The organism is Polynucleobacter sp. MWH-P3-07-1, assembly GCF_018687555.1.
Classification (GTDB): domain Bacteria; phylum Pseudomonadota; class Gammaproteobacteria; order Burkholderiales; family Burkholderiaceae; genus Polynucleobacter.
In genome coordinates this window covers 1,227,436-1,250,444 of sequence record NZ_CP061296.1, presented here as the reverse complement: position 1 = coordinate 1,250,444, position 23,009 = coordinate 1,227,436, and the positions used below count along the sequence as shown (strand labels likewise).

25 protein-coding genes and 1 pseudogene are annotated in these 23,009 nt (G+C 47.3%); 20 read left to right on the top strand and 6 right to left on the bottom strand.

The window, feature by feature from the left end; all coding sequences use genetic code 11:
• Positions 1-7: 7 nt before the first annotated feature.
• The 10 genes and pseudogenes from aroA to cysM all read left to right on the top strand — a co-directional run bounded on the left by aroA (position 8) and on the right by cysM (position 10,391).
• A complete protein-coding gene (gene aroA / locus ICU98_RS06530) occupies positions 8-1,327 on the top strand; it encodes a 3-phosphoshikimate 1-carboxyvinyltransferase (protein WP_215353193.1) in 1,320 nt (439 codons plus the stop codon).
• Positions 1,328-1,333: 6 nt separating this feature from the next.
• Positions 1,334-1,996 (top strand): (d)CMP kinase, encoded by a 663-nt coding sequence (gene cmk, locus ICU98_RS06525; RefSeq protein WP_215351533.1) that lies wholly within the window; start codon positions 1,334-1,336, stop codon positions 1,994-1,996.
• A 126-nt stretch (positions 1,997-2,122) separates the two neighbouring features.
• Positions 2,123-3,796 carry a 30S ribosomal protein S1 gene (gene rpsA, locus ICU98_RS06520; RefSeq protein ID WP_112204783.1) on the top strand — a complete coding sequence of 558 codons (1,674 nt, stop codon included), beginning with the start codon at positions 2,123-2,125 and terminating at the stop codon, positions 3,794-3,796.
• A gap of 52 nt (positions 3,797-3,848) precedes the next feature.
• A pseudogene (locus ICU98_RS06515) lies at positions 3,849-4,187 on the top strand (integration host factor subunit beta); the annotation flags it as partial.
• 66 nt (positions 4,188-4,253) lie between these two features.
• Entirely contained in the window at positions 4,254-5,465 is a 1,212-nt protein-coding gene (gene lapB / locus ICU98_RS06510) for a lipopolysaccharide assembly protein LapB (protein WP_215351530.1), read from the top strand.
• 82 nt (positions 5,466-5,547) lie between these two features.
• Positions 5,548-6,912, top strand: a complete 1,365-nt coding sequence (locus tag ICU98_RS06505) for a UDP-glucose/GDP-mannose dehydrogenase family protein (protein WP_215351528.1) — start codon at positions 5,548-5,550, stop codon at positions 6,910-6,912.
• Between the two features lie 35 nt (positions 6,913-6,947).
• Positions 6,948-7,877 carry a D-glycero-beta-D-manno-heptose-7-phosphate kinase gene (gene rfaE1 / locus ICU98_RS06500; protein WP_215351525.1) on the top strand — a complete coding sequence of 310 codons (930 nt, stop codon included), beginning with the start codon at positions 6,948-6,950 and terminating at the stop codon, positions 7,875-7,877.
• Positions 7,874-8,893 (top strand): ADP-glyceromanno-heptose 6-epimerase, encoded by a 1,020-nt coding sequence (rfaD, locus tag ICU98_RS06495; protein WP_215351522.1) that lies wholly within the window; start codon positions 7,874-7,876, stop codon positions 8,891-8,893. The genes rfaE1 and rfaD overlap by 4 nt, the downstream gene beginning before the upstream one ends.
• A gap of 116 nt (positions 8,894-9,009) precedes the next feature.
• Positions 9,010-9,438: a helix-hairpin-helix domain-containing protein gene (locus ICU98_RS06490; RefSeq protein ID WP_215351519.1), complete on the top strand. Its 429-nt coding sequence runs from the start codon at positions 9,010-9,012 to the stop codon at positions 9,436-9,438.
• Between the two features lie 41 nt (positions 9,439-9,479).
• Positions 9,480-10,391, top strand: coding sequence for a cysteine synthase CysM (cysM, locus tag ICU98_RS06485; RefSeq protein WP_215351516.1), 912 nt, complete (start codon positions 9,480-9,482; stop codon positions 10,389-10,391).
• On the opposite strand, the gene ICU98_RS06480 is transcribed toward cysM, so the two are convergent.
• A complete protein-coding gene (locus ICU98_RS06480) occupies positions 10,388-11,593 on the bottom strand; it encodes a lytic transglycosylase domain-containing protein (RefSeq protein WP_251365318.1) in 1,206 nt (401 codons plus the stop codon). The genes cysM and ICU98_RS06480 overlap by 4 nt on opposite strands.
• A 140-nt stretch (positions 11,594-11,733) precedes the next feature.
• Between ICU98_RS06480 and ICU98_RS06475 the strand changes: the two genes are divergently transcribed.
• The 3 genes from ICU98_RS06475 to ICU98_RS06465 all read left to right on the top strand — a co-directional run bounded on the left by ICU98_RS06475 (position 11,734) and on the right by ICU98_RS06465 (position 14,425).
• Positions 11,734-12,654, top strand: a complete 921-nt coding sequence (locus ICU98_RS06475) for a histone deacetylase family protein (protein ID WP_215335958.1) — start codon at positions 11,734-11,736, stop codon at positions 12,652-12,654.
• A gap of 85 nt (positions 12,655-12,739) precedes the next feature.
• Positions 12,740-13,489, top strand: a complete 750-nt coding sequence (locus ICU98_RS06470) for an electron transfer flavoprotein subunit beta/FixA family protein (RefSeq protein WP_215335957.1) — start codon at positions 12,740-12,742, stop codon at positions 13,487-13,489.
• Positions 13,490-14,425 (top strand): electron transfer flavoprotein subunit alpha/FixB family protein, encoded by a 936-nt coding sequence (locus ICU98_RS06465; protein ID WP_215351510.1) that lies wholly within the window; start codon positions 13,490-13,492, stop codon positions 14,423-14,425.
• Positions 14,426-14,437: 12 nt separating this feature from the next.
• On the opposite strand, the gene ICU98_RS06460 is transcribed toward ICU98_RS06465, so the two are convergent.
• Together ICU98_RS06460 and ICU98_RS06455 are read right to left on the bottom strand one after the other, a co-directional pair.
• Positions 14,438-14,884, bottom strand: a complete 447-nt coding sequence (locus ICU98_RS06460) for a hypothetical protein (RefSeq protein WP_215335955.1) — start codon at positions 14,882-14,884, stop codon at positions 14,438-14,440.
• Positions 14,881-15,426, bottom strand: a complete 546-nt coding sequence (locus ICU98_RS06455; RefSeq protein WP_215351507.1) for an META domain-containing protein — start codon at positions 15,424-15,426, stop codon at positions 14,881-14,883. The genes ICU98_RS06460 and ICU98_RS06455 overlap by 4 nt, the downstream gene beginning before the upstream one ends.
• Positions 15,427-15,662: 236 nt before the next feature.
• Between ICU98_RS06455 and rpsP the strand changes: the two genes are divergently transcribed.
• The 6 genes from rpsP (at position 15,663) to ICU98_RS06425 (ending at position 19,554) form a co-directional block, all read left to right on the top strand.
• Positions 15,663-15,908: a 30S ribosomal protein S16 gene (gene rpsP / locus ICU98_RS06450; RefSeq protein ID WP_215335953.1), complete on the top strand. Its 246-nt coding sequence runs from the start codon at positions 15,663-15,665 to the stop codon at positions 15,906-15,908.
• Between the two features lie 80 nt (positions 15,909-15,988).
• A complete protein-coding gene (gene rimM, locus ICU98_RS06445) occupies positions 15,989-16,549 on the top strand; it encodes a ribosome maturation factor RimM (RefSeq protein WP_215351504.1) in 561 nt (186 codons plus the stop codon).
• 11 nt (positions 16,550-16,560) lie between these two features.
• Positions 16,561-17,313 (top strand): tRNA (guanosine(37)-N1)-methyltransferase TrmD, encoded by a 753-nt coding sequence (gene trmD / locus ICU98_RS06440; RefSeq protein ID WP_215335951.1) that lies wholly within the window; start codon positions 16,561-16,563, stop codon positions 17,311-17,313.
• A 76-nt stretch (positions 17,314-17,389) separates the two neighbouring features.
• Entirely contained in the window at positions 17,390-17,785 is a 396-nt protein-coding gene (gene rplS / locus ICU98_RS06435; RefSeq protein WP_215335950.1) for a 50S ribosomal protein L19, read from the top strand.
• A gap of 66 nt (positions 17,786-17,851) precedes the next feature.
• Positions 17,852-18,598 (top strand): CoA pyrophosphatase, encoded by a 747-nt coding sequence (locus ICU98_RS06430; RefSeq protein ID WP_215351501.1) that lies wholly within the window; start codon positions 17,852-17,854, stop codon positions 18,596-18,598.
• Positions 18,595-19,554 (top strand): CobD/CbiB family protein, encoded by a 960-nt coding sequence (locus tag ICU98_RS06425; protein ID WP_215351497.1) that lies wholly within the window; start codon positions 18,595-18,597, stop codon positions 19,552-19,554. Before ICU98_RS06430 ends, ICU98_RS06425 begins: the two co-directional genes overlap by 4 nt.
• Here ICU98_RS06425 and rsgA read toward each other — a convergent pair.
• Both rsgA and ICU98_RS06415 read right to left on the bottom strand, forming a co-directional pair.
• The gene (rsgA, locus tag ICU98_RS06420) at positions 19,499-20,512 is read right to left on the bottom strand and encodes a ribosome small subunit-dependent GTPase A (protein WP_215335947.1); all 1,014 of its coding nucleotides are present in this window, start codon (positions 20,510-20,512) and stop codon (positions 19,499-19,501) included. The two genes, ICU98_RS06425 and rsgA, sit on opposite strands and share 56 nt — an antisense overlap.
• A complete protein-coding gene (locus ICU98_RS06415; RefSeq protein WP_215351495.1) occupies positions 20,512-21,768 on the bottom strand; it encodes a M48 family metallopeptidase in 1,257 nt (418 codons plus the stop codon). Before ICU98_RS06415 ends, rsgA begins: the two co-directional genes overlap by 1 nt.
• Before the next feature lie 15 nt (positions 21,769-21,783).
• Between ICU98_RS06415 and orn the strand changes: the two genes are divergently transcribed.
• Entirely contained in the window at positions 21,784-22,383 is a 600-nt protein-coding gene (orn, locus tag ICU98_RS06410; RefSeq protein ID WP_215335945.1) for an oligoribonuclease, read from the top strand.
• Positions 22,384-22,391: 8 nt separating this feature from the next.
• Here orn and mog read toward each other — a convergent pair whose 3' ends face one another.
• On the bottom strand, positions 22,392-23,003 hold the full coding sequence (mog, locus tag ICU98_RS06405) for a molybdopterin adenylyltransferase (protein WP_215351492.1): 612 nt from the start codon (positions 23,001-23,003) through the stop codon (positions 22,392-22,394).
• Positions 23,004-23,009: the final 6 nt, after the last annotated feature.

Sequence of the window (23,009 nt, the reverse complement as noted above, 5' to 3'; positions counted from 1 at the left end):
GACTGCTGTGCCAAGCATCACAATCGGCCCATTGACCCGAGCCCAAGGCGAAGTGGTTCTGCCCGGCTCAAAGAGCATTTCAAATCGAGCCCTACTGTTAGCAGCTCTTTCTACAGGTAAAACCACGCTCAAGAATTTGCTTGATGCGGATGACACTCAAGTCATGCGCAACGCTTTGCGTAAGTTGGGCATATCCGTTACTGACCAACCCAATCAAGTTTGTGTGATTGAAGGCTGTGGCGGACATTTCCCGGTCAGGGATGCAGACTTATTTATGGGAAATGCTGGTACCGCCATTCGCCCCCTCACTGCGGCCCTCGCGATGCAAGGTGGCAATTACCGATTATCTGGCGTGGCTCGCATGCATGAGCGGCCGATTCGAGACTTGGTTGATGGCCTTCGTCAAGTCGATACAGAAATTGCTTATGAGCAACAAGAAGGCTACCCACCGATTCAAATTAGTGCGGCGACGATTCAGATTAGAGATGTTGTGAAGATTCGAGGTGATGTGTCTAGCCAGTTTTTAACTGCGCTATTGATGGCATTGCCTCTGGTAGCAAGAGAGCCGATTCGAATCGAAGTAATCGGAGATCTGATTTCACGGCCTTATATCGACATCACACTCAAGCTGATGGCGCGTTTTGGCGTCAAAGTGACTTGCCCCGATGCACAAACCTTTTTAATTCCTGCAAAAACAAGTGCGCATGTGTATTCCAGTCCAGGCGAATTATTGGTTGAAGGTGATGCTTCATCTGCCTCTTATTTCTTAGCGCTTGGTGCCATTGGTGCTGGCCCCGTGAAAGTCTTGGGTGTAGGATCCAATAGTATTCAGGGCGATGTGGCTTTTGCGGATGCCCTAGTAAAGATGGGCGCCAAGATTACTGCAACAGATGAATCGATCGAAGTTGCTGGGGTCAGTAATGCAAGCGGTAAGCTCAAAGGGATCACTCTAGATTGCACTGAGATTCCCGATGCAGCCATGACCTTAGCAGTGGCTGCTTTATTTGCTGAAGGTCAAACGCGTCTGAATAATATTGCCAGTTGGCGCGTTAAGGAAACCGATCGTATTGCAGCAATGGCAACCGAATTGCGTAAGCTTGGTGCTATTGTGGAGGAGGGTGCAGATTACATTACGGTAGAGGCACCTGCCAAACCGACCGATTGGAAATCTCCTGCAGCAGGAATTGATACTTATGACGATCACCGGATGGCAATGTGTTTTTCACTTGCGGCTTTTGGCCCCAATACCCTCAAGATCAATGACCCTGATTGCGTGGCAAAAACTTTCCCTACTTACTTTGCTGAATTTGCCAAGATTGTTTCCTAGTTTGCTATGAATTTGCCCCCTGTTATCGCCATCGATGGACCCACAGCCTCTGGTAAAGGGACGGTTGCATCTTTGGTAGCTCAGGAGTTGGGCTTTCATTATTTGGATAGTGGCGCCCTATATCGTCTAGTTGCACTGGCCAGTGAAAAGCAGGGCATTGATGTCAATAATGGCCCTGCATTGGGTCAATTGGCAGAAAAACTTCAAATTAGCTTTAAAGACGGAGAAATTTTCCTGGGTGGCGAGGACGTTACTCAAGCGATCCGGACCGAGGCTAATGGGCTACGAGCTTCAAAGGTAGCTACTCAGCCAGCGGTTCGGGGTGCTTTAGTGGGTCTTCAGCGTAGTTTTCGTCAAAAACCAGGTTTAGTCGCAGACGGCCGGGATATGGCCAGCATCATCTTTCCAGACGCTAAATTGAAGGTTTTTCTTACAGCTAGCGCCTCGGCTAGAGCCGAGCGACGGTATAAGCAATTGATAGCTAAGGGAATTTCTGCTAGACTAGAGGACTTGTTGCAAGATTTACAAGAGCGCGATGCTAGAGACAGTAGTCGAGGCACAGCCCCTTTAGTGATTGCAGAAGGTGCGCAGGTGCTTGAAACATCCAATTTATCGATCGATCAAGCAGTTCAAACGGTGTTGGCTTGGTATCAATCGGCATCCGCGTAAGTAGTTGAATGCAGTAGTTTTTTGGCGTCTTCGGAAACTCCACAACGCGATTTCTTAATAAGCGTGTTTCTTGGGACTTTTATAACCTAACCCGTCAGGCCTTCTGGCGGCACAAAGTGAACATACATGTCTGAATCATTTGCAGAACTATTTGAAGAATCATTAACCCGATCGAATATGAAGACCGGCCAAGTTATTTCGGCTGAAGTCCTCCGCATCGACCATAACTTCGTTGTTGTTAACGCTGGTTTGAAGTCTGAAGCGTTTATTCCTGTTGAAGAATTCCATAACGACGCTGGCGAAATTGAAGTAAGCCCTGGCGACTTCGTTTCTGTTGCGATCGATGCCCTTGAAAACGGCTACGGCGACACCATCCTCTCACGCGATAAAGCAAAACGCTTAGCGTCTTGGATGAATCTAGAGAAAGCACTCGAGCAAGCTGAGATTGTTACTGGTACTGTTACCGGTAAGGTCAAGGGTGGCTTGACGGTGATGGTGAACGGTATCCGCGCATTCTTGCCTGGCTCACTCGTTGACACTCGTCCCATTAAAGACACCAGCCCTTATGAGGGCAAAACCATGGAGTTCAAGGTTATCAAGTTGGACCGTAAGCGTAACAACGTCGTGTTGTCACGTCGTGCGGTTGTTGAAGCCAGCCAAGGTAAAGAGCGTGCTGAGTTGATGTCTAACCTCAAAGAAGGCGCGGTAGTGACTGGCCTGGTTAAGAACATTACTGACTACGGCGCATTCGTTGACCTCGGCGGTATCGATGGCTTGCTCCACATTACCGATTTGGCATGGCGTCGTGTGCGTCACCCAAGCGAGATGTTGACTGTTGGTCAAGAAGTGACCGCTAAGATTTTGAAGTTCGATCAAGAGAAGAATCGTGTGTCTCTTGGTGTGAAACAGCTTGGCGATGATCCATGGGTAGGTATCGCTCGTCGTTATCCACCAAACACCCGTTTATTCGGCAAGGTAACCAACTTGACTGACTACGGCGCATTCGTTGAAATCGAATCTGGTATCGAAGGTTTGGTACACGTTTCTGAAATGGACTGGACCAATAAGAACGTCGCTCCAAGTAAAGCAACTGCCTTGGGTACTGAGGTTGAAGTCATGGTCTTGGATATTGATGAAGACAAGCGTCGTATCAGCTTAGGCATCAAGCAGTGCAAAGCCAATCCATGGGAAGAGTTCTCACGCGCCCATCAAAAGGGTGACAAGTTAAGTGGTGCAATCAAGTCAATTACTGACTTTGGTGTATTCATTGGCTTGCCTGGCGGCATCGATGGTTTGGTTCATCTTTCGGATATTTCTTGGAATGAGCCTGGCGAAGAAGCTGTTAAGAAATACAAAAAAGGTGATGAAGTTGAAGCCACCGTATTGGCCATTGATGTTGAGAAAGAGCGTATCTCTCTCGGTATCAAGCAATTGTCTGGTGACCCATTCAACAACTACACATCCGTTAGCGACAAGGGTAGTCTTGTTACTGGCACTGTGAAGGCTGTTGATGCTAAAGGCGCAACCATTCATTTGGCTGATGAAGTCGAAGCGTATTTACGTGCCTCAGAAATCTCAACCGATCGCGTTGAAGATGCACGCAATGTATTGAAAGAAGGCGATAGCGTGACTGCCATGATCATTAATATTGATCGTAAGTCTCGCGTAATCAATCTTTCGATTAAGGCAAAAGATAGCTCCGATCAACAGGACGCAATGAGCAAACTCCAAGGTGATGCGCAGTCTGGCACAACCAACTTGGGTGCTTTGCTTAAAGCAAAAATGGACAATCAAGGCTAAATCAATATCGCCGCCTCCAGTCTCGGGGGCGGCGGTTTTTTATTGATAGATCATGTCAGATCAAGAGCAACAAGCAATCACTCGCTCCGAACTTGTGGAGAGCCTAGCGGAACAGTTTCCGCAGCTCTTGCCACGGGATGTGGAGTTGGCGGTTAAAACGCTGTTAGACACCATGACTCACGCACTGGCTGAAGGCAAGCGGATTGAGTTGCGTGGCGTCGGTAGCTTTGTTTTGCATAGTCGCCCTGCAAGAACTGGGCGTAATCCCAAGTCTGGCGAGAAAGTGCTTATTCCAGAAAAACGGGTGCCACACTTTAAGCCTGGCAAAGAATTACGTGAACGGGTTGATTACAAGCCACTGAAGCAGTCAGGACCCAAAGAGGGTTCTGGTGCCTAATCATTCGGCAAACCACCAGTGGTCCATTCGGACCATTTTTTTATTCAAGAGCCCAGGGCTATGATTCATATCGCAACTGCTTGGCTATTGTTGATTCCCATCCTATTCGGATTGGGCTGGATGGCCGCACGCTGGGATCTTCGGCTTGAGCATCGAATGGATGAGCTGGAGCGTTTGCGCCAACAGCGTTCTACCTTTAAGGGCTTGAGCCTATTACTGAACGAGCAACCTGATCAGGCGATTGAAACCCTAGTCAAAATTGCGCAGCTTGATCCTGAAACGATTGAACTGCATTTTTCTTTGGGTAATTTATTTCGCCGTCGTGGTGAAACTGAGCGTGCGATTCGGGTTCATCAGCATTTAGCTAATCGAGATGATTTAAAGCCCCGTGATCGCGATCATGCGGCTTATGAGCTAGGTAGAGACTTTCTGCGCGCGGGATTATTAGATCGAGCTGAAGCATCCTTAAATCGGGTTGGAGAAGGTAAGTACGCTGCACCAGCAAAAGAAAGCTTGCTGGAGATGTATCAAGTTGAGCGCGATTGGCAAAAAGCGATCATTGCCGCACAAGAGCTGGAGTCGCTCCAGGGTAAATCACATCAAACTGAAATCGCCCAGTTTCATTGCGAGTTAGGGCAAGAAGCACTGCGTCGCCAAGATTTAACTGGGGCAGAGCAATCTATAGCCCGTGCACTTCAAGCAGTCCCCAATCATGCGCGCGCCCTCATTTTGCAGGGCGACTACTTTATGGCGATGGATCGCCCCGCTCAAGCGATTGAAACTTGGGGCGCCATTGCAAAGCTACATCCTGCTTACATGCACTTGCTGGCAGATCGTTGGATGCTCGCTCATGCCAGTCTGGATAAAGCAGAAGAGGGCTTGGATCGTTTGGTTGAGTTACTCAAAACTCAAGCCTCTGGCGAGCTGCTGGATATTGTTCATAAGCACCTTACCCAGTTAAGAGGGCCTCATATTGCTGAAGCCATGCTGGTTGAAGTAATGCAAAGTTCACCCAGTTTGAGTGCCTTATCCAAGCTTGCCGAAACCCGCTTGGCTTTAGCTGAAAGCAATGGCTCAGACGATAAGATCGCCGAGATTAAGGCGATTCTGGGTCTTTTAAAGCAACGTACAACTAGTCTGGCACGTTATACCTGTGGTAATTGCGGCTTTAGAGCCCGTCGTTTTTACTGGCAGTGCCCTGGGTGCAATCATTGGGAGGCGTATTCTCCCAGAAGAAGCGAAGGGGTCGCTCCTAGTGGCCCATCAATGTGATTGGTAGATAGGGTAGATTAACTAAATCGTCATTAAATTACAGTTTAATGACGGTTAAATTATTAAATCAGTCGGAGGCGTTTTGAAAGTTACGATTATTGGTAGTGGTTATGTCGGTTTAGTTACTGGCGCATGCTTGGCGGAACAAGGTAACAACGTTTTTTGCTTAGACTTAGATCCCAAGAAAATTGACATTCTCAATTCTGGTGGCGTTCCAATCTATGAGCCTGGCTTGAAGGAGATGATCGAGCGTAATCGCGCCGCCGGACGCATTCAGTTTTCAACGGATATCAAAGCATCGGTTGAGCATGGTGAGATTCAGTTCATTGCCGTAGGCACTCCTCCTGATGAAGACGGCTCAGCAGACTTGCAATACGTTGTTGCCGCCGCTCGCAATATTGGTAAGCATATGACTACACCCAAGGTGATTGTGGATAAATCCACGGTACCAGTTGGCACTGCTGATAAGGTGACTGCAGCCATTACTGAAGAATTGGTAAAAAGGAACTTATCACCAGAACTCTGTTCAGTAGTTTCTAATCCCGAGTTCTTAAAAGAGGGTGCGGCGGTAGAGGACTTTATGCGCCCAGATCGGATTGTGATCGGCACTTCTAGCGATGCTGCAGGCCTGCGCGCTAAAGAGCAGATGCGCAAACTCTATGCTCCTTTTAATCGTCATCATGAGCGCACCTACTACATGGATGTCAAGAGTGCCGAGTTAACAAAGTATGCCGCTAATGCGATGTTGGCTACCCGCATCTCATTCATGAATGAATTGGCTAACTTAGCCGATCTGGTGGGCGCCGATATTGAAGCGGTTCGCCAGGGTATTGGTTCAGACTCTCGGATTGGTTATGGCTTCTTGTATTCGGGAACTGGTTATGGTGGCTCATGCTTTCCAAAGGATGTCTCAGCGCTTAGTAAAACAGCGATTGAGCATGGTAAAGATCTCAAAATCTTAGTAGCCGTTGAAGCTGTTAACGAAGCTCAAAAAACCATTTTGGTTGAAAAGATTGAAAAGCGCTTTGGTCAAGATTTACAAGGTAAAAAGTTTGCACTCTGGGGCTTAGCATTTAAGCCCAATACCGACGATATGCGTGAAGCGCCTAGTCGCGTCATCATTGGCGAGTTAGTTAAGCGTGGCGCTCAGGTGGTGGCATACGACCCAGTAGCCATGCCCGAAGCGAAGCATGCCCTTGAACTCGACTTCAAAGGCAATCCTGAAGGCTTGAAAAAAGTAGCCATGGTCGATGATCCTACTACTGCTTTAGACGGCTGTGATGCTCTGGTCATTGTGACTGAGTGGAAAGCCTTCCGCAGCCCAGACTTTGATCTTGTAAAACAAAAACTGAAACATCCAGTCATTTTTGATGGCCGCAATCTCTATGAGCCGCAAGCTATGCAAGAATTAGGCATTGAGTATCAAGGTATTGGCCGTCATAACTAAAATTATTTAAAACACACTTAGAAACACATCTGCCCGTGGAAAAAGCTAACCCAGAACAATTTGCCAAAACTCGCTTACTCGTCGTAGGTGATGTGATGTTGGATCGTTACTGGTTTGGTGACACTAATCGCATTTCTCCAGAGGCGCCTGTGCCAGTAGTTCAGGTTGGCAAGGTTGATGAGCGTTTGGGTGGTGCTGCTAACGTAGCGCGCAACGTTGCTGCCTTGGGTGCTCATGCAACGATTTTGGGTGTGATTGGTGATGATGAGCCCGGACAACGCGTTACTCAGCTTCTAAAAACCAGTGGCGTGGATAGTCAGCTCGAAGTAGATAGTAAGGTGCCGACGATTGTGAAGCTGCGTGTGATCGCACGTCAACAACAATTGATTCGCCTCGATTTTGAAGAAGCTCCTAGCGATACTGCATTAGCCAGAAAGCTAGAGCGTTTTGAGAAGTCTCTATCAGGTGCTGACGTGGTAATTTTGTCTGATTACGGCAAAGGCGCTCTACATCAAGTGACTCTCATGATTGAGCAAGCTCGCAACCAAAATAAAATGATTCTCGTAGACCCCAAGGGTGAAGATTATGAAAAGTATCGGGGCGCTACTGTATTGACGCCTAACCGCAGCGAGCTTCGCCAGGTAGTTGGTCGCTGGAGTAGTGAGGAGGACCTCACCAAAAAAGCGCAAGATCTGCGTCGCTCTTTGAATCTACAAGCACTCCTTCTGACTCGCTCGGAGGAGGGTATGAGCCTATTTACCGATGCTGGTGTGAGTCATGTTCATGCTCAAGCACGCGAAGTCTTTGATGTCTCTGGCGCTGGCGATACTGTGATTGCCACGTTAGCGGTTGCTTTGGCGGCAAAATGGCCCCTAGAGAAAGCGATGGCATTAGCGAATCGTGCTGGGGGTATTGTGGTTGGTAAGTTGGGTACCGCAACCGTTACATCTGAGGAATTGCAATGACCATTATCGTTACTGGAGCGGCTGGGTTTATCGGCGCCAATATTGTTCAAGGCTTGAATGCCCGTGGTGAGAAAAATATTATTGCAGTCGATGACTTGCGTCCTGCTGATAAATATCGCAATTTAGCCGATCTCGACATTATTGATTATCTTGATAAAGATGAATTTCTCGAGGCATTTAGAAGTGGTCGCTTTGGTAAGGTAAGGGCAGTCTTTCATGAAGGTGCTTGCTCCGACACGATGGAAACCGATGGTATCTTCATGATGGCGAATAACTATCGCTACACCATGGATCTCCTTGATATCTGCACTGAACAAAGAGTGCAATTGCTATATGCCTCTTCTGCAGCCACTTATGGCGGCTCAGATGTCTTTGTTGAAAGCCGTGAGCATGAGAAGCCGCTCAATATTTATGGCTATTCCAAGTTCTTATTTGACCAAGTGATGCGCAAGCGTTTTGCTGAAAAAGCCAATACCGCGCAAGTCGTTGGCTTCCGCTATTTCAATGTGTATGGTCCTCGCGAATCGCACAAAGGGCGCATGGCTTCAGTAGCCTTTCATCAATATCACCAATATAAGAAGGATGGACTAGTTAAGCTTTTTGGTGAATATGGAGGCTACGCACAAGGGCAGCAAAGCCGTGACTTTGTATCAGTCGAAGATGTAGTGAAGGTCAACCTCTTCTTCTTTGACCACCCTGAAATCAGCGGGATCTTTAATTTGGGCAGTGGTCGCGCGCAACCCTTTAATGATGTAGCCCATGCGGTAGTCAATTCACTCAGAAAGCTAGATGGTGCTAATTCAGAACCTCTAGAGCAACTCGTCAAGATGAAGGCGATTGAGTACATTCCATTTCCAGAGGCGCTTAAAGGTAAATACCAATGCTTTACTCAGGCAGACCTCACTAAGCTCAGAGCTGCTGGTTACAGCGAGCCCTTCCTCAATGTTGAGCAAGGTGTCAGTCGTTATATCGACTGGTTAACGGCCAATGCGGATTTCTTAACCAATCCCTTGTAAGAATTAATTGATCTCTTTGTAGTTGTCGGTATAGAAGTCAACCGAGCATCTTTATCCCCGTTGTAAATGATCCATGTCCTTTCGGCATGGATTTTTTATTTACTTCTGGAGAAAAGATGATTAAACATTTTGCTTTCAATAAATTAGTAGTGCCCGCTGCTGCAGTACTGTTATCAGCTTGGCTTGTATTGTCAGGAGCGGGTCATGCGCAAGCATCACCGGTTAATGTCAATACCGCTTCACAGTCTGAGTTGGAGACGATTAAAGGGATTGGTCCCGCAAAAGCGAGAACCATCATTGCTGAGCGTGAGGATGGTGGCCATTTTCAGGATGCCAATGATTTACAAAAGCGGGTGCGGGGGATTGGGATGAAGTCCGTTGAAAAGATGGTGGACAACGGCTTGACGATTGAAAGCCCTAGTTCTTTTCGGGAGCCTAATGGGCGCACGAAAAAAGAGGGCTCAGTATCCAGCCGTCGTAGTTCCCGCAATCAAGGCAATACTCGCAATCATCAGGATCGCCCAAGCAACACTCGGAGAAATTAAGCCTTTCCGTGCTTAAGTGGTCTTATGGCTAAAATGGTCTTATGGCTACTACTAACTACCTCACGATTTCGCAGACTATTGGCAATACCCCTTTAGTTCGATTGCAACGTATTCCAGGCGCTGAAAATGCTGCTCGTAATAATGTAATTTTGGGTAAGTTGGAAGGTAATAATCCAGCCGGGTCGGTCAAAGATCGGCCCGCGCTGTCGATGATCCTGCGTGCACAAGAGCGTGGTGAAATCAAGCCAGGCGATACGCTGGTAGAGGCAACCAGTGGCAATACTGGTATTGCCTTAGCAATGGCTGCCGCCATGTTGGGCTACAAGATGGTTTTGGTGATGCCAGAAAATCAAAGTATTGAGCGCCGGCAGAGCATGGCTGCTTACGGCGCAGAACTCATTCTGACTGCAGCTTCAGGTGGTATGGAGTTCGCGCGAGATTACGCGCTACAGTTACAAAAAGAAGGGCGTGGCAAATTACTTGATCAGTTTGCCAATCCCGATAACCCACGTGCCCATATTGAAACTACTGGCCCTGAAATCTGGCGCGATACCGATGGTCAAGTTACGCATTTTGTCTCCTCGATGGGAACAACGGGAACCATCACCGGTGTATCTACTTACCTCAAATCTAAGAATCCCAATATCGTGATCATTGGCGCTCAACCTGAAGAGGGCTCTCAAATTCCCGGTATTCGTAAATGGGCTCCAGAGTATTTGCCAAAGATTTATGAAGGCAATCGAGTTGATCGCATTGAGTATGTCAGTCAAGCTGATGCAGAAGAAATGGCTAGACGCTTAGCTGCAGAGGAGGGCATCTTTTGTGGCATCTCTGCTGGTGGTGCTTTGGTTGTAGCACTCCGAATTGCCCGACAGCTTGAAAATGCCACGATAGTCTTTATTGTTTGCGATCGTGGCGACCGCTATCTCTCAACGGGTGTATTCCCAGCTTAATTAACTGAAGCTTTAGTCGCTTTTTTGTGAAGTGCTTTCTTCTTTTTAGAGTTTGTACTTTGCTTGGCGGACGGCAGAGCAGGTAAGTTAGCGGTTATCACACTCTGGTTCTTATAGCCTAGGGCTTCTGCAAATTCAGCGACACTCTGAGCATAAAAATAACTGCGGTTGTATTGCACGATGGTTAAAAAGTTATTGAGACCAACCACATATCGAACCTTATCTGTCCCATCTTGATCTGCATAAGGTAAGTCAACGATCAATGCCTTGCTTTGAGGTGAGACGCCGCCGGCTTGGAGGTCGCCCTGTTGTGGCGTCAAAATCCCTTTCTCGATTAACTCTTGAACCGAATATTTCAGTTGAGGCTCCCCATCAGCTAAAGCACTTGCTTGTGCAAAAGTACTCTGTGGAATTGCAAAGTAGATGGGCATGCCGGGTTGCCAGCCTTGCTGTTTCAAAAAATTGGCAACACTTGCAATAGCGTCTCGTGAACTTTGTCTCAGATCAATTTGCCCATCGCCATCGCCATCCACTGCATAAGCGCGAATACTGCTGGGCATAAATTGAGGCAAACCTATTGCGCCTGCATATGAGCTATTTTGATTAACACACTGCTTAAAAAGCTCTGGATTGACATTTTGAGAGGCGTTATTGGCAGGCAACTTTCCACCGGCTTGAGTCCAGCAAAGCAAAATTAGGGATTTGATCTCATCCTTAAATAACTGCTCTCGGACCGCTTTATTGGGCGTGTCGGGATAATTAAACGCAAGGGTCGATAAAACGTCCTTGACCCTGAAGTTTCCAGTTTGGCGACCATAGATGGTTTCAATACCAATAATGGCCACGATGACCTCTGCTGGTACTCCAGAATCCTGTTCAATCTGGCTTAAGTAGGCTTGATTCTGCTCCCAGAAGGTTTTTCCAGCCTTGAGCCTAATAGGCTCCAAAAAGCGTTGTCGATAGACCGCCCAATTTTTCTTAAAAGTCCCGGATGGCGGTAATACCAATTTACGGATAGAGGGAATAGTCTTGGTGTCAGAAAAACCCGATTCTACGAAGGCTGGGGGGATAGCTTGAGATTCGCTCACTTGTCCAATCAAAAGCTGGAGATTTTGGGCCAGAACCGCTTGGGAAATCATGTCTGGACTCGCGGCATCTGCTGAATCGTTCACCCGAGGGGATGGCGTAGAGCAAGCTGCCAATAAAAAAGTTAAAGTAAGCAGGAATGGCTTAAGAAAACAGTTTGGGAATAACTTCATTCTGAGGTGGAGAGTTTCTCGATTTGTGAGCACAATGCATTAGATTACAAAAAAGATTATTTGGCTATGAAGGATTACTCTTAATGACTACAGGATATATTACGCATCCCGATTTTCTGAAACATGAAATGGGAAGTCATCATCCCGAGTGCCCGGAACGCATTCAGGCAATTAATGATCAGTTGATTCGAAGCGGAGTTGATCAATTCTTGACCCATCTTGAAGCGCCTTTGGCTTCTGAAGATCAATTGGAGTTAGTGCATAGCCCTGATCATGTTGCTTTTGTAAAGGAGAGCGCCCCTGCGAGTGGTTATTTTATGTTGGATGGCGACACGATCATGAACCCCCATACTTGGCAGACATCTTTGCGTGCAGCTGGTGCCGCTATTGCAGGCGTTGATGCTGTTATGAAGGGTGAAGTGGAGAATGTCTTTTGTGCCGTACGTCCACCCGGGCACCATGCAGAGCCCACTCGTTCAATGGGTTTTTGTGTATTTGATAATGTCGCGATTGCTGCCCGTTATGCCATTGAGCAGTATGGCATCGAACGTGTCGCATTAATTGATTTTGATGTCCACCATGGTAATGGAACGGAAGCGGCTTTTATCAACGACCCTCATGTGTTGATGTGTAGTTTTTTCCAACATCCTTTTTATCCATATAGCGGCCTAGATCACGCGAAGAATATGGTCAATATTCCTCTGCCAGCGACTACCCGTGGGGATGTGGTGCGCTCGATCGTAGAACAGGAGTGGTTACCTCGTCTACGCGCTTTTGAGCCTGAGCTCATCATTATTTCTGCAGGTTTTGATGCGCATCGCGAAGATGATTTGGGGCAGATGGGCCTAGTAGAGGATGACTATGTCTGGATGACGAAAAAGCTTAAAGAAATTGCTGATCAATACGCCGGTGGCCGCATTGTTAGTTGCCTAGAAGGGGGATACAACCTTTCTGCCTTGGGGCGTAGTGTTGTAGCTCATGTGAAGGCGTTAGCCGATCTTTAGTCAATCTCCAGAGCTTTGTAGGGATAAAGATAAAATAAGGGTCTTATTCTTATTTACATCGTTTTAGATAGATTGTGAAAGCAGCATGAAGATCTTGGTAGCAGTAAAGCGGGTTGTAGATTACAACGTCAAAGTTCGCGTCAAATCCGATCACTCTGGAATTGATATTGCCAACGTCAAAATGAGTATGAATCCTTTTGACGAGATTGCAATTGAAGAAGCGGTACGATTAAAAGAGGCAGGTGTGGCGAGCGAGATCGTAGTCGTTTCTGCGGGACCAACCCCATGTCAAGAAACCTTACGTACTGCTTTGGCGATTGGCGCTGATAAAGCCATCCTAGTTGAGACCGATATTGAACTACAGCCTTTAGCGGTTGCCAAATTACTTAAAGCGATTTGCGATAAAGAGCAAGCCCAATTAATTTTATTGGGTAAACAAGCGATTGATGATGATAGCAATCAGACTGGCCAAATGTTGGCAAGTCTCATGGATATTCCACAAGGCACCTTTGCATCAAAAGTGCTGGTAGAGAATGGCAAAGTCAATGTGACCCGTGAAGTGGATGGCGGTCTTGAAACCATTGCTCTCACCTTGCCTGCTGTGATTACTACTGACTTACGCTTGAATGAGCCTCGTTACGTCACCTTGCCCAACATCATGAAGGCCAAGAAGAAGCCCCTTGAGATTCTGAAGCCAGAAGAATTGGGGGTGGATATTGCCCCTCGCCTTAAAACGCTTCGCGTGGATGAGCCCCCCAAGCGTGCGGCTGGGATCATGGTGGCCAACGTAGCAGAGCTAGTTGAGAAGCTCAAGAATGAAGCGAAGGTGATTTAAATGAGCGCGCTTGTTATTGCTGAACACAACAATCTATTTTTAAACGCGGCGACTTTACATACCATTACCGCTGCGGTGCAGTGTGGCGGTGATGTGGATGTGTTGGTTGCCGGAAATGCCGCAGATGCAGTGGCAATTGAGGCATCCAAAATTATTGGAGTGCGCAAAGTGATTCACATTGATGCGTCTGATTTAGGCGACCAATTGGCGGAACCATTGGCTGCGCAGATACTTGCGATTGCAAATCAATATAGCCATATTCTTGCTCCAGCAACTGCTAGTGGTAAAAATGTCATGCCGCGTGTTGCGGCTAAGTTAGACGTGGCTCAGATATCAGACATCACCAAGATAGTTAGTAGCGATACGTTTGAACGACCAATCTACGCCGGTAATGCAATTGCAACAGTTCAATCGATCGACCCCATCAAAGTTATCACGGTTCGTACCACTAGCTTTGATCCTGTCCGAGTCAGTGGCGGGTCAGCTGAGATTACAAAGTTAGCTCCTGTAAGTAGTCCTGGGAAATCAGATTTTATTAGCCGTGATCTGAATCAGTCTGAGCGCCCAGAGTTGGCCGGTGCAAAGATCATTGTGTCGGGTGGGCGCGGCTTAGGATCTGGTGAAGCCTATCAAGAACTGGTGCTTCCTTTGGCCGATAAACTGGGGGCGGCATTAGGTGCATCACGCGCTGCAGTAGATGCGGGTTATGTACCGAATGATTATCAAGTTGGCCAAACTGGCAAGATCGTTGCACCAGATTTGTATATCGCAATCGGAATTTCAGGGGCGATTCAGCACTTGGCAGGGATGAAGGGCTCGAAAGTCATTGTGGCAATCAACAAGGATCCTGATGCGCCGATATTTAGCGTTGCTGACTATGGCCTAGTAGCCGATCTCTTTACTGCCGTCCCTGAGCTTACCAAAGCAATCACCTAGTCCCCCCATGTCTTACTGAGAGATTTTTCTCGCCTCGGTAATTTGGGACACGAAGTATTGCTCAAATGAAATCGCTAAGAAGGTCATCATCACGCCTGCACCAAGAATCAGCGAGAAGATCACGGTCAATATCGTCGGCCAACGTGATTGAGTTGCTTGGCTTATATCCATCTTTGGATTAAATTGCGCATCCCATTTTTCATCTGGACGTAAGCCAAAGGTAATGGTGGTAAGCCAACTGGCCTCCATTGCAATAAACCCTAGCGTAATTAAGACCCAGCCCGGCGCAGATTGAAAACGATACTCTTTTAATAGGAACCAACCCGCTATGCCGCCGATCAGAGCAAGCAACTGTATCCAGGACCAAAAGAATTTTGGTCCTTTGAGATAAAAACCATTGAGACCTGTGCCGGGCAGTAATAAGCCTAATGCACAAAATAAGAATTTATATTTTTTCATTTGAATGTCGATTTACTTTGGGGAATGTCGCGTTGTGCAAAAGTGAGTACTTCACGATCGCGGCCAATGAAGAGCAGGCGATCACCATCCCTCACAATATTGCGATAGTCATTGAGCTCGTACAGAAAATCGTTTTCTAATTCAGTGCGCTGAGGATTGCATGCCATTTTGGTGGTCGTGATTTTCTCAAAGGTAAAACCTCGTGAATCTTCACTGAGCGTGGCGGTAAAACGATTGCATCCTGTAAAACCACTGACGCGTTCACCGCTCGCATCAAAAGCCAGCTGAACCGGGTTACTGTTTTCACCCATCGGAATTTGTCGACCGCGTACTTCACCATTTGCGTTAGGAGTCAGATTCCAGCGAATCAATTCCCATTTGGTATTGCGTAACTCGCTACTCGGCGGACTGATTTTTGCGCCACAGGGTGGAATGACTCCAGAACAGGCTGTTAACAAACCTAATCCGATGCCATAAACAACACTTCGGAGCCATCTGCTAAGCGCTTGGCAGGTGTTTAAGGGGCACTTTTGGGTGGTCATAAATAGTTAAGTTATTGTTTTTAATGTATTTTTTATTGTGAGGGCGTGTCTATTCTAATGACTAAAGTGCTTAAATAGGTGGAACAAATAGGGCTTTTCGTCTAGAATATGAGGTTTTCCGCTTTGCATTGCATCTGTTTTCAGCATTTGCCTTCATTGTTGGAGTCTGAGGTTTCGAAAGAAATTACTTTGGCTTGTATTCAACCCGTTTTCATTTTAGATTTTAAGGAATAAATATGGTCGTCATTCGACTGGCACGCGGCGGTTCTAAGAAGCGCCCTTTTTACAGCATCGTTGCTACTGATAAGCGCAACCGCCGTGACTCGAACTTTATCGAGCGCATTGGCTATTTCAATCCAAAAGCAGCAGAGACTGAGCAAGCCATGCGCGTTGCTCAAGATCGTTTGAGCTATTGGACTGGCGTTGGAGCGCAGATTTCTCCAACCGTTAAGCGTTTGATCAAAGATCATCCTGCAGTCTAAAACTGTTTTGCTAAGGGCTTGGTCATCATGATCGGGCTCTTAGTAGCAGGACTATTTAGGGGTGATGGGGTAACTTGTAAATGAGCACGCCTTCCCTAGAAGATTTAATTGAGCTGGGTTCTATTCAAGATGCCCAAGGCCTGCGAGGCCAACTCAAGGTTCGTCCACATTCATCTGATCCCGTAGCATTACTTTCTAGCAAAGCTATTTGGCTATCTCTGTTGCCGCGTGGAGTACTTGTCGCACAAGCTGCGACCAAGCCAACATTAGAGTTGTACGAGCTCAAGCAAGCTAAGATGCATAGCGGTACTGTTGTTATTGCTCTAGATGGTGTGACGGATCGTGATCAAGCCCTAGCCTTAAAAGGTGCGCGCATTCTTGTCGCGCGCGATACTTTCCCAAAAGCAGAAGCGGACAGTTATTACTGGGTTGATTTAATGGGTTGCGATGTGATTAATTTAGAAGGCATCCATTTGGGTCAAGTTTTAGATGTGACCGAGAATGGTGCCCATGGTGTGATTGCTTTGGGTAATCTTGCCGATGGCATGACTAAGCAGTTAATTCCTTTCGTCAAAGACGTCGTACAAAACGTAGACCTATCTAAAAAATGCATTACGCTTGATTGGCAAGCGGATTGGTAAAGCAGATCAATATGCGCTTTGATGTCCTGACTATCTTTCCAGAAATGTTCACTGCATTAACGCAATGGGGTATTACTGGCCGTGCATGCGAACACAATTTAGCCCAAGTCAAACTCTGGAATCCCAGAGACTATTCAAGTGACCCCCGTAAAACTGTCGACGATCGTGCTTATGGCGGTGGCCCTGGCATGGTGATGATGGTTAAACCATTAGAGGACACCGTAAATGCGATCAAGGCAGAGCATCAATCCCAAGGTATCTCCAGTGGTCCGGTTTGTTTATTGGCACCTCAGGGAGAGCGGTTTTCTCAAAAAATGGCCTCTGAGCTGCTGACTCAGGGCAATTTGACCCTGATTTGTGGCAGATATGAGGCAATTGACCAACGTTTTGTAGATCGCAATGTCGATCTTCAGATCTCCTTAGGAGACTTTGTCCTTTCCGGGGGTGAAATCCCTGCTATGGCCATCATGGATGCCCTGATGAGGCTCATTCCAGGGGTTTTGGGGGATGAGGACTCGGCCCTCCAGGATAGCTTTATGAACGGTCTTTTGGACTATCCGCACTACACCCGACCTGAGATCTATGAAAATTTATCAGTGCCGGACGTGCTTTTAGGCGGACATCACGCTAAAATAGCGGATTGGCGTCGGCACAAGTCTCTTGAGCTGACGTTCAGGATCAGGCCAGATCTGATTGAATTGGCCAGAACCAATGGGTTACTAAGTCGAGAAGATGAGCGGTTCCTTCAAGATTTGGTGAAATGATTTAACTACATCCTCTATCAGGTCCGTTGATGAAAGTCTCGGGATTGAACTCTGACAAGATGTTTAAGGATTTAAAATGAACTTAATTGAAAAAATTGAGCAAGAAGAAATTGCTCGCCTCACTGCCAACAAAACTCTTCCAAGTTTTGCTCCTGGCGATACGATTGTTGTTAGCGTTAACGTTGTTGAAGGTACTCGTAAACGTACCCAGGCTTTTGAGGGTGTTGTGATTGCGAAACGCAATCGCGGTCTGAACTCCAATTTCATTGTGCGCAAGATCTCTTCTGGTGAAGGTGTTGAGCGTACATTCCAAACTTACTCACCATTGATCGCTAGTATTGAAGTGAAGCGTCGTGGCGATGTTCGTCGCGCTAAGCTCTACTACCTGCGTGATCGCTCTGGTAAGTCTGCACGTATTAAAGAAAAGCTTCAAGCTCGCGTTAAAGCAGTGGCTGCTCCAGCTGCGGAATAATTCGAGCCCTTGGCTTGTTACAAAAAGGCGACTTCGGTCGCCTTTTTATTGCCCTAAAATAAACGAATGTCTAAAGCATCTTCTCCTACCCCTGCGGAACATTCGAAGCTGAATGTTGCAGCCCCTCTGGGGTTTGATGCAGAGGCAATTCCGATTCATATGCAGTGCAGTCAAGACCCCAAGGTATCTCCTCGAGTCTTGGATCCAGATCAATTGCGGCACCGTCTTCAACATCCTCCGCAATGGCAGCCTGAGATCACAGATGAGAACCGCCACGTTATTGCGGCTGACATTATTGCCAGGCGCCAAGCTGCTGGAAAAATCACTCAGGCAGCGGTGCTCATTCCTCTGTTATTACATGAGGGCGGATTATCGGTATTGCTTACTCAGAGAACGCAGCATCTTCATGATCATGCTGGGCAAATTAGCTTTCCAGGGGGGCGCATGGATCCCGAGGACCTCACCCCTGAAAGGACCGCCTTGCGTGAGAGTCAGGAAGAGATTGGCCTCAATCCTGCTAATGTCGAAATCATTGGACATTTACCCGAGTATCTAACAGTATCTGGATACAGCGTCACCCCGGTTGTAGGGCTGGTTCAGGCTCAGGCAGAATATGTTCATGACGAGTTTGAAGTAGCAGACATCTTCGAGGTGCCTCTGAGTTTTCTGATGGATCCCGCCAATCATCAAGTTCGCATCTGGCAAAGTGAGCAAGGAATGCGTCGGTTTTATGCCATGCCCTATGGGAATCGGTTTATCTGGGGAGCTACTGCTGGTATGTTGCGTAACCTGTATCATTTATTAAAAGTATGACTTTCTTCTCTATCCTCATCGCCCTGATTGCTGAGCAATATCGCCCAGTCAACGCTAATCATTGGATTCGGCGGATGAGTGATCGTTGGTTAGATTGGATTGCCAAAGAGTTCGGCGGCAAGAACCAAACGGGCGCGACACCTGTGGGTGCTCGGATTGCTTGCACAATTGCTTTTATTCTCCCAACAGTGATTGTTTTTGCGATCTATGTCGCTTGCATGCTCAAGTACAAGATTCTGGGTTTCATCTGGAACGTCATCATTGCCTACCTCTTTTTTGGGTTTCGCCAATTTAGTCACTCCTATACCAAAGTTCATGAAGCCATTGAAATTCATGATCTGCCTGCGGCTCGTGCAGCTTTGGCAGAGTGGTATGGCCCAGATTTAGATGTGAGCAACCTGAATGAAACTGAAGTCATCTCTTTAGCCCTCGAACGAGCCATTGTGGGCGCACATCGCCACGTCTTTGGGGTGCTGTTTTGGTTCTTGATGCCGCTTGGCCCCGCCGGAATTGTGATGTATCGCTTAGCAGATACCGCTATTACTCGTTGGACTGCTAAGGGTGATTTCAACCTCAGTGAAGCCGCTCGCTACTTCTTCTATGTGATTGATTGGATTCCGTCACGCATCACAGCAATGGGCTTTGCTATCGTTGGTAATTTTGAAGACGCCGCCTATGCATGGCGACATTTAACGCATAAATGGTCTGACTCTATTAATGCCGTGATTCTGTCGGCTGGTAGCGGTGCGCTTGGAGTTCGTCTGGGTGAGCCCTTAACTGAGCCTGATAGCGATCAAGCTTTGCTGATGGCTGAAGCAGGTGAGCCTCAGATTTATGAGATTGGTATTGAGCCTAGCGAGAGAACTATGCGTTCAGCAGTGGGTTTGGTTTGGCGCTTAGTTATCGTTTGGTTGGCTTTGTTGTTAATGCTGACCATCGCTCTTTGGCTTGGGTGATTCCCTGTAGCTGCGTATCTGCCGTTTTCGAATCCGAGTGTAATTGTCTAAATAGTGCCAGTCTTTCTGGTGCGATCTCATTCTTCTCGACTGCCTCCCGAATTACACAACCTGGCTCGGATTGATGGGCGCAGTTATGAAAGTGGCACTTTCCTAATAAGGGCTGGAATTCTCTAAAGGCGTGTTGCAACTCGCTAACCGACATGTGGGCAAGCCCAAACTCCTGAAAGCCTGGGGAATCAATTAATGCACCGAGCTTGCCTGTTGCATTCTTGCCCCAAGACTCAGGGAGTTCAAAGTAGCGACAGGCTGTCGTCGTATGTTTGCCAGTGTCTAGCCTAACGGAATACTCTTGGGTAATCGCTGCAGCATTGGGTACCCAAGCATTCAGTAAGCTAGATTTACCCATGCCCGACTGACCCACAAAGACAGAGACCTTCCCTTGAAGAGCAGGGCGCAGAGCCTCAATTGAGGCGCTATCAAACTTGGCTGAGACTTCGCTCACGGGGTAGCCCATGCGTGCATAGGGCTCAATCAGTTTGCGGGCATGAGCTAAGTTTGCGGGCAGATCAGACTTATTGAGTAGGATATGTAAATCAATTTGATTGGCTTCAGCGGCAACCACTGCTCTACCTAAAAGATCAGGCGAGAAGGCCGGTTGGGTGGCGAGCACTACCAAAATTTGATCCACATTAGAGGCAATTAATTTGCTCTTGAAAGCATCCGAGCGATAAAGTAAATTGCGGCGTGGCTCGATCTCAACTAGGCGAGCTTGATCTGCTGATGTGCTCTCAAGCAACATGCGATCTCCCACGGCGCCAATGTGCTGCTTAGCAGGGGTGCTGACTTGAATTAAAGGCCCCTCAGGCGACTCATTGCCGGAGGTATCAACCGATAAACGCTGCGCTAAATAATGTCGACCATAAGAAGCCGTCAGTAGCGCACGAAATTGCTCCATTAGCTCGCTGAACTCTTTTGTAAATTGGCGATACGCAACGGGGCGGGTGGATGCGAGCTGTAGAAAGCAGTATAGATTGGGTCAGGTGTAAGCGTTGAAGCATTGTCTTGATACAGCTTGACTAAGGCTGCGATCAGGTCACTCGCTGATGATTTGCTAGCGGCAAAATTATCGGCCTCGTACTCATGTTTGCGAGAAGCGAGGCTGCCTAGTGGTGTAAAGAAGAAGGTAAATACAGGCGAGACCAGCATAAACAGTGCTAGGGCTAAGCCTCCGTTGTAACCATCCATGCTTGGCATCACGCCGAGATCTTCGTAGAACCAGACTTGCGTACTAATCCAGCCTAGCAAGGCAAAGATGCCAAAACTCAAGGCGAAAGAGATGATTAAACGTTTGCGAATGTGATTGCACTTAAAGTGACCGAGCTCATGTGCCAGCACAGCCTCTACTTCATTGGGGTTGAGTTTTTCAATCAAGGTATCGAAGAAAACAATCCGCTTGGCCTTGCCCATCCCGGCAAAGAAAGCATTACCGTGGGCGCTGCGTTTGCTGCCGTCCATTACAAAAAGACCTTGGCTAGCAAAATCACAACGCTTTAGTAGTGCTTCAATTTGTGTTTTGAGTGCGCCATCTTCTAGAGCTTGGAATTGATTAAATAGAGGTGCAATCACGCTCGGGAAAATCCACTGCATTAACAAACTGAATACCGTCAGGACGGCCCATGCCCAAAGCCACCATAAGCTTCCAGCTTGCGCCATCAAGCTTAAGATAATCCACAGTAAAGGAATACCAATTACCCCGCCGATGAGTAAGCCTTTAACGAGGTCGACAAAGAAGAGTTTCTTCGACATGCGATTAAAGCCAAAACGCTCCTCGAGATAGAACTGCTTGTACCAAGAAAATGGAAGATCGATTGCGCCGGAGATCAGCACAATCGAAACGAGCAAGGCGATCTGTTGGATGATGCCCTGGCCAAGGCTGGCAATCAAGATGAGATTGAGAATCTGGAGGCCGCCTAAAAGGGTAAAGCCAATCAGAACAATCGCGCTGACACTATTCTCTAAAATACTTAGACGCAATTTGGCAATCGTATAGTCAGCCGCTTTTTGGTGCTCTGCTAAAGAAATCTTTTGGGCAAATTCAGCGGGTACCTGAGTGCGGTGTTTTGCAACATAGCGAATTTGACGTTGGGATAACCAGTAGCGTAGGCCGAAACTAGCAACAAAGGCGATTAAAAAAACAATTGTGAATGTCATGAGATGATTATAGATATGAGTGAACAAAACCAGCCCCAAGCCCCTAAAACTGTCTCTAGCACCGCCCCAGCCAGTGAGAACCTGATTTGGATTGATATGGAGATGTCAGGCTTAAATCCAGAGACTGAGCGCATTCTGGAGATCGCCATCATTGTTACCGATGCCCACTTAAATACGATTGCGACCGCTCCAGTTTGGGTGGTGCATCAGGAAGATGCAGTATTAGATGCAATGGACGCATGGAATAAGGGTACTCACGGCCGATCGGGTTTGATTGATAAAGTGAAAGCATCCACGCTGGATGAAGCGACCGTTGAGGCGCAATGTATTGCCTTTCTCAAGCAATATATCAAAGCAGGTATTGCACCAATGTGCGGAAATACCGTTGGACAAGACCGTCGTTTCTTGGCACGCTATATGCCTAAACTAGAGGCTTACTTTCATTATCGAAATATCGATGTTTCAACGCTCAAAGAACTCTGTAAGCGTTGGCACCCTGAACTGCTTAAGGGCTTTACCAAGCAGCAGGCACATACAGCATTAGCTGATATCGAGGAATCTATCGAAGAGTTAAAGTATTACCGCGAAAAGTTTATCGTGCCACTACCGCAATAGCGGGATAACTATTTCTTGATAGCGCTTTTAGGCCTAAATGCCTTGACGACACTGTCTTGGGTCTCAATATAAGGTCCGCCAATCAGGTCGATACAGTAGGGTATAGCGGCGAAGATACCGGGAACGATGGATTTACCTTCGGCATCTTTTAGGCCCTCTAGAGTTTCTTGAATTGACTTAGGTTGTCCTGGTAAATTCATAATTAAGGCAGCGTGATTCTCAATCTCGCGCAAGACGGCAGTTTGACGCGACAGAATTGCAGTGGGTACAAAGCGCAAACTGATTTGTCGCATCTGCTCTCCAAAGCCTGGCATCTCGCGAGTGCCAGCAGCAACGGTTGCTTCAGGTGTGACATCCCGGCGTGATGGCCCTGTGCCACCAGTAGTTAGAACTAAGTCACAGCCAATCTCATCAACCAATTCAATAATGTTCTTTGTGATTTCCTGAGCCTCATCGGCTATCAGACGTTCTGAGAAAGTGCAGGGATTGAGCATGGCTTTTTCTAGCCAATTCTTGAGAGCGGGCAAGCCTTCATCGGTGTAGACACCCTTGCTGGCACGGTCAGAGATCGAGATTAACCCGATTTTGATCGGATCTGGGGCGGCTTCTGTATGCTTCATGTTTCT

Coding starts and splice junctions, on each gene's coding strand:
- lapB (WP_215351530.1), top strand. CDS start 4,254: ATGATTCATATCGCAACTGCTTGGCTATTGTTGATTCCCATCCTATTC.
- rpsP (WP_215335953.1), top strand. CDS start 15,663: ATGGTCGTCATTCGACTGGCACGCGGCGGTTCTAAGAAGCGCCCTTTT.
- rplS (WP_215335950.1), top strand. CDS start 17,390: ATGAACTTAATTGAAAAAATTGAGCAAGAAGAAATTGCTCGCCTCACT.
- orn (WP_215335945.1), top strand. CDS start 21,784: ATGAGTGAACAAAACCAGCCCCAAGCCCCTAAAACTGTCTCTAGCACC.
- rimM (WP_215351504.1), top strand. CDS start 15,989: ATGAGCACGCCTTCCCTAGAAGATTTAATTGAGCTGGGTTCTATTCAA.
- cmk (WP_215351533.1), top strand. CDS start 1,334: ATGAATTTGCCCCCTGTTATCGCCATCGATGGACCCACAGCCTCTGGT.
- ICU98_RS06455 (WP_215351507.1), bottom strand. CDS start 15,426: ATGACCACCCAAAAGTGCCCCTTAAACACCTGCCAAGCGCTTAGCAGA.
- mog (WP_215351492.1), bottom strand. CDS start 23,003: ATGAAGCATACAGAAGCCGCCCCAGATCCGATCAAAATCGGGTTAATC.
- ICU98_RS06470 (WP_215335957.1), top strand. CDS start 12,740: ATGAAGATCTTGGTAGCAGTAAAGCGGGTTGTAGATTACAACGTCAAA.
- rsgA (WP_215335947.1), bottom strand. CDS start 20,512: ATGGAGCAATTTCGTGCGCTACTGACGGCTTCTTATGGTCGACATTAT.
- ICU98_RS06465 (WP_215351510.1), top strand. CDS start 13,490: ATGAGCGCGCTTGTTATTGCTGAACACAACAATCTATTTTTAAACGCG.
- ICU98_RS06415 (WP_215351495.1), bottom strand. CDS start 21,768: ATGACATTCACAATTGTTTTTTTAATCGCCTTTGTTGCTAGTTTCGGC.
- rpsA (WP_112204783.1), top strand. CDS start 2,123: ATGTCTGAATCATTTGCAGAACTATTTGAAGAATCATTAACCCGATCG.
- cysM (WP_215351516.1), top strand. CDS start 9,480: ATGGCTACTACTAACTACCTCACGATTTCGCAGACTATTGGCAATACC.
- ICU98_RS06460 (WP_215335955.1), bottom strand. CDS start 14,884: ATGAAAAAATATAAATTCTTATTTTGTGCATTAGGCTTATTACTGCCC.
- ICU98_RS06430 (WP_215351501.1), top strand. CDS start 17,852: ATGTCTAAAGCATCTTCTCCTACCCCTGCGGAACATTCGAAGCTGAAT.
- ICU98_RS06490 (WP_215351519.1), top strand. CDS start 9,010: ATGATTAAACATTTTGCTTTCAATAAATTAGTAGTGCCCGCTGCTGCA.
- ICU98_RS06475 (WP_215335958.1), top strand. CDS start 11,734: ATGACTACAGGATATATTACGCATCCCGATTTTCTGAAACATGAAATG.
- rfaD (WP_215351522.1), top strand. CDS start 7,874: ATGACCATTATCGTTACTGGAGCGGCTGGGTTTATCGGCGCCAATATT.
- trmD (WP_215335951.1), top strand. CDS start 16,561: ATGCGCTTTGATGTCCTGACTATCTTTCCAGAAATGTTCACTGCATTA.
- ICU98_RS06425 (WP_215351497.1), top strand. CDS start 18,595: ATGACTTTCTTCTCTATCCTCATCGCCCTGATTGCTGAGCAATATCGC.